The organism is Paenibacillus sp. FSL L8-0663 (assembly GCF_038008125.1).
GTDB classification, from domain to species: Bacteria; Bacillota; Bacilli; order Paenibacillales; family Paenibacillaceae; genus Paenibacillus; species Paenibacillus polymyxa_D.
Genome location: NZ_JBBOYM010000001.1, coordinates 4,746,438 through 4,760,464, shown reverse-complemented (window position 1 = coordinate 4,760,464; position 14,027 = coordinate 4,746,438). Strand labels below are relative to the sequence as shown.

13 protein-coding genes are annotated in these 14,027 nt (G+C 44.2%); 7 read left to right on the top strand and 6 right to left on the bottom strand.

All coding sequences use genetic code 11. The features are described from left to right. Positions 1–185: 185 nt before the first annotated feature. The 4 genes from MKY75_RS21130 to MKY75_RS21115 form a co-directional block, all read right to left on the bottom strand. The gene (locus MKY75_RS21130; RefSeq protein WP_340886435.1) at positions 186–2,729 is read right to left on the bottom strand and encodes an ABC transporter permease; all 2,544 of its coding nucleotides are present in this window, start codon (positions 2,727–2,729) and stop codon (positions 186–188) included. Further along, a complete protein-coding gene (locus MKY75_RS21125; RefSeq protein ID WP_340886432.1) occupies positions 2,726–3,403 on the bottom strand; it encodes an ABC transporter ATP-binding protein in 678 nt (225 codons plus the stop codon). Before MKY75_RS21125 ends, MKY75_RS21130 begins: the two co-directional genes overlap by 4 nt. A gap of 108 nt (positions 3,404–3,511) precedes the next feature. After that, positions 3,512–4,429 carry a sensor histidine kinase gene (locus MKY75_RS21120; RefSeq protein ID WP_165149484.1) on the bottom strand — a complete coding sequence of 306 codons (918 nt, stop codon included), beginning with the start codon at positions 4,427–4,429 and terminating at the stop codon, positions 3,512–3,514. Then, entirely contained in the window at positions 4,426–5,103 is a 678-nt protein-coding gene (locus MKY75_RS21115) for a response regulator transcription factor (RefSeq protein ID WP_340886430.1), read from the bottom strand. Before MKY75_RS21115 ends, MKY75_RS21120 begins: the two co-directional genes overlap by 4 nt. 324 nt (positions 5,104–5,427) lie before the next feature. Here MKY75_RS21115 and MKY75_RS21110 point away from each other — a divergent pair, with 324 nt between their 5' ends. From MKY75_RS21110 to MKY75_RS21080, 7 genes are all read left to right on the top strand, one after another. Next, positions 5,428–6,381 (top strand): ABC transporter permease, encoded by a 954-nt coding sequence (locus tag MKY75_RS21110; RefSeq protein WP_340886426.1) that lies wholly within the window; start codon positions 5,428–5,430, stop codon positions 6,379–6,381. Beyond that, the gene (locus MKY75_RS21105; protein ID WP_069011647.1) at positions 6,371–7,321 is read left to right on the top strand and encodes an iron chelate uptake ABC transporter family permease subunit; all 951 of its coding nucleotides are present in this window, start codon (positions 6,371–6,373) and stop codon (positions 7,319–7,321) included. Before MKY75_RS21110 ends, MKY75_RS21105 begins: the two co-directional genes overlap by 11 nt. Next, positions 7,315–8,073, top strand: coding sequence for an iron ABC transporter ATP-binding protein (locus tag MKY75_RS21100; protein ID WP_029519266.1), 759 nt, complete (start codon positions 7,315–7,317; stop codon positions 8,071–8,073). Before MKY75_RS21105 ends, MKY75_RS21100 begins: the two co-directional genes overlap by 7 nt. Before the next feature lie 12 nt (positions 8,074–8,085). After that, positions 8,086–9,066 (top strand): siderophore ABC transporter substrate-binding protein, encoded by a 981-nt coding sequence (locus MKY75_RS21095; RefSeq protein WP_340886423.1) that lies wholly within the window; start codon positions 8,086–8,088, stop codon positions 9,064–9,066. 33 nt (positions 9,067–9,099) lie between these two features. Continuing rightward, positions 9,100–9,843 carry an alpha/beta hydrolase gene (locus MKY75_RS21090; protein ID WP_340886421.1) on the top strand — a complete coding sequence of 248 codons (744 nt, stop codon included), beginning with the start codon at positions 9,100–9,102 and terminating at the stop codon, positions 9,841–9,843. A gap of 154 nt (positions 9,844–9,997) precedes the next feature. Beyond that, complete coding sequence (locus MKY75_RS21085; protein ID WP_340886419.1) at positions 9,998–10,909, top strand: aldo/keto reductase; 912 nt, start codon at positions 9,998–10,000, stop codon at positions 10,907–10,909. A gap of 153 nt (positions 10,910–11,062) precedes the next feature. Then, positions 11,063–11,389 (top strand): thioredoxin family protein, encoded by a 327-nt coding sequence (locus tag MKY75_RS21080; RefSeq protein ID WP_025721930.1) that lies wholly within the window; start codon positions 11,063–11,065, stop codon positions 11,387–11,389. A 134-nt stretch (positions 11,390–11,523) separates the two neighbouring features. Here the strand turns inward: MKY75_RS21080 and bacA are convergent, their stop codons facing one another. Continuing rightward, entirely contained in the window at positions 11,524–12,321 is a 798-nt protein-coding gene (gene bacA, locus MKY75_RS21075; RefSeq protein WP_029519259.1) for an undecaprenyl-diphosphate phosphatase, read from the bottom strand. Between the two features lie 125 nt (positions 12,322–12,446). After that, entirely contained in the window at positions 12,447–13,787 is a 1,341-nt protein-coding gene (locus tag MKY75_RS21070; RefSeq protein ID WP_176715730.1) for a hemolysin family protein, read from the bottom strand. Between the last annotated feature and the right edge of the window lie 240 nt (positions 13,788–14,027).

Below are 14,027 nucleotides of genomic sequence, written 5' to 3'. Positions count from 1 at the left end.
CGAGCTCTAACAACCGCTCACAATAAAAATGTAAATGAGAGCCGCCCATTCTCTATTTCTATTTTACAGGATATGCTCTTATTTGCTCATGGTTCAGGGAGCAGGTATTAACCACTGTTGAATAACCAAGAAATGACCCAGCCAAAAGTTTTGCTAGGTCATTTCTTTTCTTAACTAAGGAGTGTTTATTCTGCTGTTCGCAGTCGTTCTACGATAGTTTTCCTGTCGCTCAGAGAATAAATAGCGAGAGGAAGACATATCCCAAGAGCGAGCAGAACAGGCAGCACGAGGACCAGCGGCCAGATAATAAATTTATAACTCATAAACCATATTTGACTACTCAAGGGTCTCGCAATCAGGACGGAAAATAGGCTTCCTAATAAGATGGAGCATATGCTGGTGCCGAGCACATAGTACATCCCCTCATAAACAAGCATTGTTTTTAATTGTTTGTTGGTCATGCCGATGCTTTGTAGTATAGCAAATTCTTGATGGCGGGTCAGAATACTAGTTAGAAGCGCGTTTGCAAAATTAACAATGCCAATCACACCAATAATAATACTGAGCGTACCGCCGATCATCAAAATTGTTTTTTGCATACCTGAAAGCTCGGCAATTGAGGTGAATTTGGATTTATAATGCATCGTTGGCTCCTTTATTTCGGTATAGTTCTTTAAGAAGCTCTCCATCGTTTTTTCTTTACTATCGGATACATTAAAGGCATAACTCATCACCACAGGCTTCTTCACAAGCGTTTTGTAGATATCCGCCGGGAGATAGAAGTCAGTATAATTAGCAACGTCTACACCAGAATTGGATGATTTTACGCCAACATGACCAAGCACTGTGAATTCATGGCTAGTGTACTCCTGGGCATTTGCTGTGCCCATATACTTATGAAGAGTAACCTTTTCACCTACTTTGTATACGGATAGTTCCATTTCAGGATTATCGTAATTGTCTAACCTGACCCCTTCCAAAATATACTTTCCTGAAGCTAGCTTGCCATAATCAAGTTCACCATCAATTAATTGTAGTCGGTGAAGGGGGAGATTTTCAAGCCCGTACACTATTGCAGGTAAGTTGCCGCGAGCGTCAGGAGTGGCGATTTCCCCCTTCCCCTCTTTGTTCTCTTTATGCTCGATAGCGAGTAGATTGCTGCCACTATACAATCGTCCACCTTCTTCAAAACCGGGTTGTGCCTGTACGGCCTGAATATAGCTTTCCGTCGTCGCATTGTCAGGGCCTGTGAAATGTTCTTGAAAATAATTAGCATGTGCAATCAGAAAGTCAGTGTCATGGCTTTTAGACACGTACTTATTCATATCCAGACTTTGGGATAATGTAAAAGTAGTATTCAGTAGCACTAGACCTAGAGAAAGGCTAAGCAGCACCAAAATAGTCCGCTTCTTATTGCGGCCTAAGTTGGTTCGAGCCATCAGGGGAATCTTAGCACCGTTAGTTGATTTTTTTAGTTTTTTCTTCTTCTTTTGGGTAGCTCCGTCTACGTATCTTACTGCCTCAATTGGAGACACAGTCGCTGCAATTCTGCTAGGCCTATATGCACTGATCATAACTGTTATGACTGCAAACAGAGCGGAGCCGATAAAAATCCATGGGCTGGGGGATAGGGTTACCTCAGCGTGCCTATAATTGTTCATAAGCAGCAGAGGGATAAGCGATTTTCCGACCCAAAAACCCCCGAGCAAGCCGATGGGAATCCCGATCAAGGAAAGAAATAATGCCTGTCTTCGGATGATTCTGCTGATTTGCCTGCTGGTTGTGCCGATGGTTTTTAGAAGACCGAAGAAACGAATATCACGCATCACCGAGATTTGGAAAATATTATAGATGATCAAGTAGCCAGTAAGCATAATCAGTAACAGACCAGTGGCTAGGGGAAAGACGGCTTCAGGGTTCGAACTGAAAGTGTTGGAAAGATACGCCCAATTCATAGAAGTTTCAATGAAGTTCGGTGCATTTTTGTCAAGGGAATAACCACTTTCTGTAATCACTTGATCAAGTTTTCCCTGGATGTTCGAGCTGTTATCGAACATGATAACTGCATTGATGGCTCCGGTCATATCATGATCCTGCTTATATGTGTAGCGTAATTCTTCGGCATGTGCATCCACATAAGCTTTAGAAGCATAAATTTGACCTCTGTCTATCATGGCGGCGGGGTCACTCTTCCACCAGCCGGCGAGGATAAATTCACGCTGTACCATTTTGCCGTGAACCTCAAGCTTCAAGGACAATGGGGCGCCTTCTTTCAGGGGAGTACCCAGTAACTGTAGGGTCTTCGAGTCCGCGATAACCTCATTTTCCGCCACTGGTTTGTGGCCTTTTTCTAGCTCAATCAATCCTAGCTTTAGCCCTACATCGTCATGATACCAGAACTCCGCACGACGCTTTAAAAATTGCTCGTTTGTCACCTTTCCACTTAACAGGCAGCTATATGCTATCTCTTTAATAAGAGGGTGGTCTTTGATGTGATTAAATTCCTCATCGTTGATATATTTGAGATAACCCTGCCCTGACCCACCAGCCTGTCGCATCGTTGCCTGCTGGAAACTTTCCATCGCGCCAATCCCCATAGTAAACACAGATGTAAATAACAAAGTGGTTAAGGCAATAGCGATAACCGCAATAATATTGCGGATTTTATTGGCTTTTAAACTTTTATCTGATAAATTACGAACCGCCTTACTGTTTTTTACTTTGATCATCTAGTCGCACCACCTACTATTTTACCGTCCTCAATACGGATGATGCGGTCTGCCATCTGCGCGATTTCTTCATTATGAGTAATCATTACCATCGTTTGGCGAAACTGCTGGCTGGATACTTTGATCAATCCCATCACATCCAGACTGGTTTTACTGTCCAGATTTCCGGTGGGTTCATCTGCCAAGATAATGGCGGGCTTGGCTGCCAGTGCTCTGGCAATAGCTACACGTTGCTGTTGTCCACCGGAAAGATTGTTTGGCAGATTATTCATTTTGTGGTCAAGGCCCAAGGTATGTACAATTTTATCTACGTGGGCTTTGTCTGGTTCTTTACCGTCCAGTTCAATAGGAAGCACAATATTTTCGTAGACATTCAAGACAGGTACCAGGTTGTAATTTTGAAACACGAAGCCAATCTTTCGTCTGCGAAAAATAGTCAATTCTTCGTCCTTCAATGTAAAAATATCTTTGCCGTCAATCGTAACGTCTCCACTTGTTGGACGATCAAGTCCACCCAGCATATGCAGAAGGGTAGATTTGCCGCTCCCGGACGTACCAACAATAGCGACAAATTCTCCACTTTCCACCTCCAGATTCACGCCGTCTAAGGCATGAACAGTAGTATCTCCGTTCCCGTAATGCTTCCTTAATGCCTGAGTTTTCAATAGAGCCATGTACATTCTCCTCCACAAAAAAATGTCTGTATCGTAGTCATCTACAGTACAGACACTAACACACTAATCTTTCTACAATCTTTCTGAAATCTAACGGTATTGAAAGAATTAAGTATCCATAGAAAGAAAAATAGAGAAGGTAGAACCACGGCCGTAGTGTGACCGTACTTTGATGTACCCACCCTCCGCAGCGATGATTTCTCTAGCTAAAAACAGTCCAATCCCGACACCCTCCTGCGAGTTAACAGTAGGGGAGCGATAAAAGCGGGTAAAGATCTTCCCTTGTTCTTCTTCTGCAATGCCTATGCCGCTATCAGTAATATCAATTCGACAAAACAATTCGTATGCCATCACTTTTATATCCATGCTTCCGCCTGTCTCTGTATATTTTATAGCGTTATCCATAATGTTATAGACAGCTTCACTGGTCCACTTTAGGTCAAAATAAGCATGAATAACGGTGTCCTCCCTAATAACTGAAATCCCTTTGGCATCTGCTTTTGGCGTTATTTGCTCCAGTGCAGCATCAAGGAGCTTATGAACAGATTCTCGCCTTGGCGCTACCGTGATAATCCCCGTTTCAAGCCGCGATGTTTTCAACAATGCCTGGATCAGGAAGTTAAGCTTTTCGGCCTGTGCAGATAGAGCTTTCACACAAGTGGAGGTATCCTGTGATAGTTCGTATTCGCTAAGTAGTTGGGAATAAAGCAGGATGTTGGCCAATGGTGTTTTCGTTTGGTGTGAAATATCGGAAATCAGCTCATTTATTTTATTTTTTTCGGCAAGCAAATTTTTGGAGGATACGGAACAAATGGAAAGAAATCTCACAAATTTAGCTTCTATTGCAGAAAGAACGGATTCATCAAAGACATCCTCTGAGAAGCTGCCATTTATCGCGGCATCCAGCATGTTCTCAATAGTTTTCATTGTTCTTTGGACGCTCCTGCGATACAGCATAATAGCAACCATAGTAGTGCATACAGCAGCAACGGCAATTCCAATACATATATATAGGAGTGTTGTCATTTCAACGCCCAGGTGTAGCCCAGCCCATACACCGTTTTAATATATTGTGGGGAGGAGGGGTGATCCTCCAATTTATCCCGCAACCTTTTTATCGTAACCGACAAGGCATTTTCACCTACATACTCAGCTCCGTTAGTCCAGATGCTGTCTATCAAATGATCACGCGAAACGGTATTTCCTCGATTGTTGATTAGGATGCGCAACAATTTTTGCTCCGTTTTACTTAGTTCAATCGGTATATCATTCTTATTAAATTCCATCCTCTCAAATGAGAAGGAAAAATCACCTAGCTGAATGGAGTCTGCAAGCGAGTATCTGGATTTCTTAAGCTGAACACCAACTCTTGCTCTCAGTATCATCAGACTGAAGGGTTTGGTGATGTAGTCATCAGCACCCAGCTCAAGACCAGTGACAATATCTGTTTCCATATCATTCGCAGTCAGAACAATGACGGGTAAAGCTTTTGTTTTACGTATATGGGTTAAGAGGTCGAGTCCATTCCCATCCGGCAAGTTTACATCAAGTATCACTAGGTCAAAGGGAGTGACGTTCAATTGCTCTTTTGCAGCAGCTATGTCATACGTTTGCACAAATACGTTGTTAGGTTCTTTGAGAGCAAGAACAATACCGTTACTCAAGGCGGTATCATCCTCGACGATTAATATGTGATTCATCATTCTCCTCCTGTTTTTTTGGTCTATCAAATTAATGAAACCCGAATTCCAAGAACTGCTTACAGTAAAAATGGAAAAGAGGGCCCCAAAATCTTCCACCTCTATTTTACAGGATATTGCTCTTATTTGCTCATTCGCTCTTTAGACTATTCAGGTTTTGCTAACACCTTTCTTGATATGGTTTATTCATTGCAAAAAATTTGACAGATACAATATCACTGATATAATTTATGCTAGTTGATTTTGATAATCATTATCATTATTGGAAGGGAGGACAGGGCCGAAGCTTGGTACAGGTTATTGGACAGGCTCCCTTAGTTAGAGATGAAATTGCGCTATTTAATACTGGCTTTTTTGGTACTGGCTTTCGCCTCGGTGTTTATCGGTGTTCATGATGTAACTCCACTTGACTTGTTCCACTTATCCAACGATCAAGCGCAGGTACTCCTGATTAGCAGATTCCCACGTTTGATCAGTATCATTATCGCAGGGGCGAGTATGAGTATCTGTGGGCTCATTATGCAGCAGCTTACCCGGAACCGATTTGTTTCGCCGACCACCGCAGGCACGATGGATGCGGCACGATTGGGTGTGCTGATGGCTATTATGGTGTTTGGAGCGGCGGAATTCTGGACGAAGATGCTGACGGCTTTCGGATTTGCTCTAGGGGGAACACTGATTTTTATGAAGATACTGGATAAAATCCGTTTCAAGGACCCGGTGTTTATCCCGCTTGTCGGTCTGATGTTTGGAGGCATTTTAAATTCGGTAACGACTTTTTTTGCTTACAAATACAATCTGATCCAGGGCATTTCTTCGTGGATGCAGGGGGATTTTTCTCTAATCATGAGTGGTCGCTACGAGATGCTCTATCTTAGTGTTCCTTTGGTTGCGTTGGCGTACATATATGCGAACCGTTTTACAATTGCAGGCATGGGTGAGGATTTTGCGGCCAATTTGGGCGTACATTACAAGCGCACCGTCAATGTGGGTTTGGTGATCGTGGCTTTGGTTTCCTCTGTTGTCATCTTAACGGTCGGGACGATTCCCTTTTTGGGGCTGGTTGTACCCAATCTCGTCAGCATGTATATGGGGGATAATCTGAAAAAAAGCCTGGCCCATACAGCGATCTTGGGCGCCGTCTTTGTGCTGTTTTGCGATATTTTGGGACGGGTGATCATTTATCCGTATGAAATTTCTGTAGGGCTTACGGTGGGTGTGATCGGGAGCGCGTTGTTCTTGTATTTGCTGCTGAGGAGAAGGGCTTATGAATCCTAAATTAAAAATCGGAATATTAGCTGCTGCCGCGCTTGTGTTGATTGCTGCTTTCGTGTTTATAGATCTTCCGCATACCTGGCATTACGCGCTGCCACGACGATTGAAAAAGATCGCAGCTTTCATTCTGACAGGTGGCTCCATTGCTTTTGCAACCGTTATTTTCCAGACGGTTACGAATAATAAGATTTTGACTCCGGGTATTATCGGACTGGATTCACTGTATATGCTGATTCAGACGACGATTATTTTTGCATTTGGCTCCGTCCCCTTCATTTCGACCAGCAAAGAATTGAACTTTTTGCTGTCGGTGGGGCTGATGGTGCTGTTCGCAGGAATGCTATACAAATTAATTTTCCGCAAAGATGGACGCGGGATTTATGTACTTTTGCTGATTGGTCTGGTGTTCGGCACGCTGTTTAACAGTTTATCTACCTTTATGGAGGTACTGATTGATCCGAACGAATTTGCGAAAATCCAGGACAAGAGCTTTGCCAGCTTCAGTAATGTAAACACTGAGCTGCTGTGGCTTTCTGTATTCGTGCTTGTGCTCGTATTTGCTTATGCGTGGAGATTCATCAAGTATCTGGACGTGCTGTCGCTCGGACGAGAGCATGCGATTAATTTAGGTCTCCCTTATGGTTTTATTATCAAAAGGCTGCTAATTATCGTAGCGATTCTCATTTCCATTTCTACAGCGCTTGTCGGGCCGATTACGTTTCTCGGATTAATTGTGGCCAATGTGGCTTATCAGGTGATGAAAACCTATCAGCATCGTTATATTATTCCGGCCTCTATCTGTGTCAGTGTTATTGCGTTGGCAGGATGCCAACTGCTGGCAGAAAGAGTATTCGACTTATCGACAACAGTCAGCGTCATTATTAACTTTATCGGGGGGGTGTACTTCCTGTACCTTTTGCTGCGGGAGAATAAGTCATGGTAGAAGTCAAAAACGTAACCAAACGCTACGGGAATAAAAATGTGGTGGATCAGGTATCTGTCACTGTACCTAAAGGCACGATTACCTCCTTTATTGGACCTAACGGCGCTGGAAAAAGCACCTTGTTGTCGATGATCAGTCGCCTGACTGACAGTGATGAGGGAGAAATCCTCATTGACGGGCAGGCCGTGAGCCTGACGAAAAGTGAGGAGCTAGCTCGGAAGATATCGATTTTAAAACAGACCAACGATGTCAACATCCGCTTAACCGTGAAGGAACTAGTCAGTTTCGGTCGTTTTCCGTATTCCAAGGGCAGATTGAACAGCGAGGATCGCAAAATGGTGGAGCAATCTATGGCTTACATGGGACTGGAGGATATGAAGGACAAGCATATTGATTTGCTTAGTGGGGGACAGCGACAACGGGCTTTTATTGCCATGATTTTGGCTCAGGACACAGAATACATCCTCCTGGATGAGCCACTGAACAATCTGGATATGAAGCATTCGGTTCAGATTATGAAGACGTTGCGTGGTTTAGTTGATGATCTCGGCAAAACGATTCTAGTCGTGCTGCACGACATTAATTTTGCATCCTGCTATTCAGACTATATTGTGGGGATGAAGGATGGCAGGTTGCTAAAACAAGGAACGGCAGACGAGATGATTGATAGTCAGGTATTAAAGGACTTGTACGATATGGATATTCCGATTCAACAGATTGGTGACCATAAAATTTGCGTTTATTTCACTTAGGGGGAATGTTAAATGAAGAAAAATATGATGTTTTTAACGCTGATGCTTGCATTGGTACTGATCGCGTCAGCCTGTGGCAAAGCAGCTCCGGCAACACAAGAGACGACTGGAAACGGCTCCTCTGCTGCAACAACGGAATCCAAAACCATCTCGGTCAAACACGCACTGGATGAAAACCCGGTACAAGTCAAAGTTAACCCCAAAAATGTCGTTGTCTTTGATTTTGGTTCATTGGATACGCTGGATAAGCTGGGTGTTGACGTTGCGGCAGTAGCGCAGCAGGATCTTCCTACGTATTTGAGCAAATATAAAGATTCCAAATATGCAAGCGCGGGCACGCTGTTTGAACCGGATTACGAGAAAATCAGTGATTTGTCTCCTGAACTCATCATAATAGGCGGCAGACAAGCTGATGCATATAAAGAGTTGAGCAAAATTGCACCTACTATTTCGATGGCTGTAGACACCAAGGATTACATCAATTCCTTTAAAAAGAACGTGGAAACGTTGGGGCAAATCTTCAACAAAGAGGATGCTGCCAAGCAGGAACTGGCTGCGATTGATAGCTCCATCAAGGGCGTACATGACAAGGCTGTAGCGAGCAAAGCTAAAGGACTGATCGTGCTGACAAATGAAGGAAGCCTGAGCGCATATGGCTCACAATCCCGTTTCGGTATCATTCATGATGCTTTTGGCGTAACCCCTGTAGATCCTGGCATTAAAGTATCCACGCATGGACAAAAAGTTTCTTTTGAATATGTACAGCAAAAAAATCCGGATTATATTTTTGTCGTTGACCGTGGAGCAGTGGTGGTCGAAGAAGGCAAGGAGCAGGTTACAGGTAAACAAACCATGGAGAATGAACTGGTGAAGAAAACCAATGCATTTAAAAACGGTCATATTATATACCTTGATCCTAACTACTGGTACCTGTCAGGTAATGGTCTGGAATCCGTATCTGAAATGATCAAGGAAATGGATGCTGCATTGTAATGCATACATTTACATCATGGGGGACTGTGTAGGATGAAAGGTCATGTAGATGAAATTTCATTAGATGGGTATCTTGTGCACGTCTATACACCTCCCGTCTCCGTGAATCATAATGAGCTGTATCCGGTGCTGTATGTGCAGGATGGTAGCTCTTTATTTCTAAGCGGATTAGATGAGCTGGAAAGAGGTTTTTCTACGGGGGAGCTGCTCCGTGTGGTGCTGGTAGGTATTAAGCCCGTAAATCGGCTGGATGATTATACGCCTTGGAAGGCAGCTGCTTTAGTAGAAGGAAGACCTGCTTTTGGTGGTGGTGGAGATGCCTATCTGGCGTTTGTGGTTACAAAAGTAATGCCATACATCGAGGCAAAATATCCAGTGCATACTGGAACGGAGCATACGGGCATTATCGGCGCCTCATTGGGCGGATTAATTTCCATGTATGCCGTCTTCCAGTATAAGGACGTATTCGGACGCGTCGGTTCTATCTCAGGCTCGTATTGGTATCCGGGTATGATTGATTATATGCAATCTGCATCATGTGCAACTGTGAGGGATGGGACACAACGCTTTTATATATCTGTCGGGACCCGTGAAGGTGAAGGAAAGACGAATGTACAAAAAGATATGGTTCCGCTCACCCTCCAGGCATACGAGTTGCTGCGGACACAGGGACTGGATGCAAAAGATGTGCTTCTTGAGCTGGATCAGGATGCAGTGCATCGAGTAGATTGTTTTCAGCGTCAATTTCCTAAGGCCGTTCAATGGCTATTCGGATAGTACGAATTAATTACGAATTAATTACGAATCGTATACAACAACCTCAAAGATTGGAGAGTGTGGAGTCTCTATGCCTTTGGGGTTGTTTTTTTCGTATAATAGAGAAATATTGAAAATTTAAAGTTATACGTTATTGGAAGTGAGGGGAGCATAAATGAAAAGAAACAGCCTAGGATCATCAGATTTGCTGGTAGGTGAGATTGGCCTGGGATGTATGTCGGTCGGTACGGAGGAGCAGCAAGCTGTTTACTTGATTCATGAAGCGTTGGATAAAGGCGTAAATCTGTTGGATACGGCTGATTTGTACCAGCATGGACGCAATGAAGAAATTGTGGGGGCAGCGATCCGTGGACGGCGGCAGGATGTTATCCTGGCGACCAAGGTTGGGAATCGGCGCATACCAGGGCAGGAGGGCTGGGAATGGGACCCGTCCAAGAAATATATCCTGTCAGCTGTTAAAGAAAGTCTGCGTCGCCTGGGAACGGACTATATCGACCTGTATCAGCTGCATGGAGGGACAATTAACGATCCGATAGACGAAACCATTGAGGCTTTTGAGCAGCTACAGCGGGAGGGCGTCATCCGTTATTATGGTATTTCCTCCATTCGCCCGCACGTCATCCGTGAATATGTCAAACGCTCGAATATCGTTAGTGTTATGAATCAGTATAGTTTACTGGACCGACGTGCAGAGGAAGAGGTACTGTCTTTGCTTCAGGAGCGGGGAATCAGCGTGATTGCACGTGGACCCGTAGCGAGCGGTGTATTGGCTGATAAGGGGGAAGAAAAGGCAGCGAAGGGATACCTAGACTACGAAGAAGCAGAGCTGCTGGACGTGCGTAAGCAATTAAAGGCTTTTGCAGGGGCGGACCGTAGTATGGGGCAGACAGCTATCCGTTATAGCCTTTCACATCCGACTGTCGCTGCTGTGATCCCGGGTGCAAGCTCTTTGGGACAATTGGAGCATAATATTTCTGCTGCAGATATTGCACCGCTAACTCAACAAGAGCGGCAGGCGCTACAGCAAATTAGCCGAGCCAATCGTTATGATGCGCAATACCGCTGATCCCGGCAATGATGGGACAAGTGTCAAACATGTACCCGTCCCAGTTGCAATTTATAAAAGAACCATTACAATATAAGAATAAGCTTCCGTTTATATAATTCCATATGTGAATATGGAGATGTTTTGTAAATACAACCTAGGAGGGACTAACGAATGGAACGCATCGAATCTCAGCAGCAATATCAGGATTTAATTAACGGTGACGGTCTGACCGTCGTGAAATTTGATACAACCTGGTGTCCGGATTGCAAGACACTGGATAAATTTATGGACGGCATTATAGAAGAAAACGCGGATAAGCGTTTCTTTGCGCTTGATGCGGAGAAATTCCAGCCGATTGCCGACGAAAATCAAGTGCGCGGCATTCCGAGTCTGCTCGTGTTCCGAAATGGCGAAAAAATTGCTCATTTGCACAGCAAATACGCTAAAACGCCAGCTCAAATCTCGGAATATTTGACTACGCTGGAATCCAAACAATAATCAGAACGCATGATAGGGATCGTTCAGTACGATCTATCTTTTCTGCAAAATAGTAAAAGGGATATCCAAGGCTGATCATTCAGATCCTATGGATATCCCTTTTTAGTTAGTGGTTATCGGTACCAAACAATGGCTTATAAAATAATGAAAAAGAACACAGCCGCCAGCACGAAGCGGTAAATGGCGAACGTAGTCAGACTCAAGCGTTTGAGCAGACCGAGGAATGTTTTGATCGCCAGCATCCCGACGATAAAGGAAGTAATAAAGCCTGCTGCGAACACCGGAAAATCACTCATAGACAGATGATCCATACTTTTAATCATATCAATACCCGATGCACCCAGCATGACCGGAACCGATACGAGGAATGTAAATTCCGCGGCTGCCGTATGACTTACACGTGCGAATAGGCCCCCAGACATGGTTGAGCCTGAACGGGAGAAGCCTGGCCATAGAGCTAGGACTTGGAACAGACCGATGGTAAAAGCCTGTTTGTACGTGATCTCATCCAACGTATGTGATCTAATGGGCGGATGAAATTTCTCGGCCGCAATCATCAACAGGCCTCCGATGACCAAACTATAGAGAACCGTTTCAGGACCAAACAGGTATTGCTTAATTACATCACGGAACAGTACGCCAATTAGCCCAGCTGGGATCATGGCTAAAATAATATGTAACAGGTTTAGACGTGGCTGACTCGAGATTTTGCGTCTGAAATCAAACAGGCTCAGGAATCTGCGCCAGTATAATACGACGACTGCCAGCACAGCACCTAATTGCACGATAACCTCAAACGTTTTGACCGTATCATTCTCTGTGTTTAATCCTAGAAGATCAGCCGTGAGGATCATGTGACCCGTCGAAGAGACCGGCAAAAACTCTGTCAGCCCTTCAATAATTCCCATAATAATAGAAGATAAAATATCCACTTTACTAGCTCCTCCTTACACGCGTGCAGGGCAAACGACCTAAGCCGTTTGCCCTGGAGATATGTCATTTCAGTAGGAGTGAACACAAGTGTCAAGTGCAAAGATAAACGCTCAGGTCACACGGTTCATTCCCGGGAAGAAGTGTCCGATTCTGCTTCCAATTCAGATGCGGGGGATGTGTAGTGTAAAATAATCTCCACCCGACGAATACGATTTTTACCCATTTCACGAATGATAAATTTCACATCTTCTTCTATGAATTCCTTGCCCTGTCTAGGTTCCGGAACCCGGCTATACACCCACCCTCCGACAGTATCCACGTCTTCATCGTCCAATGTCAAGCCAGTCAGATCACTCAGATCGGAAAGCATCACTTTACCATCCATCAAATAACTGTTCTCCGTCAGTTTCTCGATTTCCTTCCGTTCATCCTTATCAAATTCGTCCCGAATTTCGCCAACAATCTCCTCCAAAATGTCCTCGATGGTAATGAGACCGGAGGTTCCACCGTATTCATCGACCAGGAGAGCGATATGAACCTGCTCCTTCTGCATACGTTTCAGCAGTGTGTTGACGGGGATAACTTCCGGAACGGTCAAGATCGGTTGAATCAGGCTGTCGAAAACAAGCTCGGGATTGCGATCATACTCAAGGAATAGCTGTTTGGTATTAATCATACCAATGATCTGATCCTTGCTATCTGTCGCCACCGGAAAACGGGTATACTGCTCTTCGTGAATAGTCAGCATGTTTTCTTTTAGCGAGCGATTCGTAAACAAGCATACCATATCTGTACGTGGCACCATAATTTCTTTGGCAACGGTCTCGTCAAAAGCAAAGATACGATTTACGTAGCCATATTCGGTGTTATTGATCTTACCACTTTCCACGCTTTCGGACAAAATGATCTGAATTTCTTCCTGAGAGTGCGCTTCTTCATGCTCACTAGCCGGTTGAAGACCAAACAGACGAACCAGACGATTGGCCGAGCCGTTAAGGAGCCAAATAAACGGATACATAATCCGGTTAAACCACACGATGACTGGAGAGGTTAACAAACTGACAGCTTCCGCTTTGCGGATCGCCAATGTTTTGGGAGCCAGTTCGCCGATCACCACGTGCAGGTAAGTTACAATGACGAATGAAATAATAAAGGCCAGGATATGTGAAAAATCCCCATTGATGTTGAGCTGTTGAAAGAGAGGCTCCAGCAATTTGACTACGGTCGGTTCACCGAGCCAGCCGAGTCCCAACGCTGTAATCGTAATACCAAGCTGACAGGCGGACAGGTAGCCGTCCAGATTATTGACGACCTTTTGTAGCGCCAGTGCGTTTTTACGGTTCTCCACAACCAGCTGATCGACCCGGCTGGAACGGATTTTAATAATCGCAAACTCGGTAGCCACGAAGAAAGCACTAAATAAAATCAACACCGCAAACAAAAATAGACTGACACCTATACCCATATAATTTTCACTCATCCCTTTTTCGTTCAATTTTTTTAAGGAACTCCATTTTAAGTTCACTTGAACTTATTTTAAGAACTTAAAAGAAAATATACAAGGTTCATATGGAATCGTAGCAGGTCGCCTACCTCCAATTTACACAGAAAATAAGGCATAATAGAACCCGCACGTCTCATTGCTTCACTTTACAAGCCTAGTTTGAGGGCGTATGATGAGTTCAAATGAACTTGAAATGTAATA

What these genes read in the sequence shown, in the direction of transcription:
- MKY75_RS21130 (WP_340886435.1), bottom strand. Translation starts at nt 2,729, where the DNA reads ATGATCAAAGTAAAAAACAGTAAGGCGGTTCGTAATTTATCAGATAAA.
- MKY75_RS21085 (WP_340886419.1), top strand. Translation starts at nt 9,998, where the DNA reads ATGAAAAGAAACAGCCTAGGATCATCAGATTTGCTGGTAGGTGAGATT.
- MKY75_RS21115 (WP_340886430.1), bottom strand. Translation starts at nt 5,103, where the DNA reads ATGAATCACATATTAATCGTCGAGGATGATACCGCCTTGAGTAACGGT.
- MKY75_RS21100 (WP_029519266.1), top strand. Translation starts at nt 7,315, where the DNA reads ATGGTAGAAGTCAAAAACGTAACCAAACGCTACGGGAATAAAAATGTG.
- MKY75_RS21125 (WP_340886432.1), bottom strand. Translation starts at nt 3,403, where the DNA reads ATGGCTCTATTGAAAACTCAGGCATTAAGGAAGCATTACGGGAACGGA.
- MKY75_RS21110 (WP_340886426.1), top strand. Translation starts at nt 5,428, where the DNA reads ATGAAATTGCGCTATTTAATACTGGCTTTTTTGGTACTGGCTTTCGCC.
- MKY75_RS21120 (WP_165149484.1), bottom strand. Translation starts at nt 4,429, where the DNA reads ATGACAACACTCCTATATATATGTATTGGAATTGCCGTTGCTGCTGTA.
- MKY75_RS21095 (WP_340886423.1), top strand. Translation starts at nt 8,086, where the DNA reads ATGAAGAAAAATATGATGTTTTTAACGCTGATGCTTGCATTGGTACTG.
- MKY75_RS21105 (WP_069011647.1), top strand. Translation starts at nt 6,371, where the DNA reads ATGAATCCTAAATTAAAAATCGGAATATTAGCTGCTGCCGCGCTTGTG.
- MKY75_RS21070 (WP_176715730.1), bottom strand. Translation starts at nt 13,787, where the DNA reads ATGGGTATAGGTGTCAGTCTATTTTTGTTTGCGGTGTTGATTTTATTT.
- MKY75_RS21090 (WP_340886421.1), top strand. Translation starts at nt 9,100, where the DNA reads ATGAAAGGTCATGTAGATGAAATTTCATTAGATGGGTATCTTGTGCAC.
- MKY75_RS21080 (WP_025721930.1), top strand. Translation starts at nt 11,063, where the DNA reads ATGGAACGCATCGAATCTCAGCAGCAATATCAGGATTTAATTAACGGT.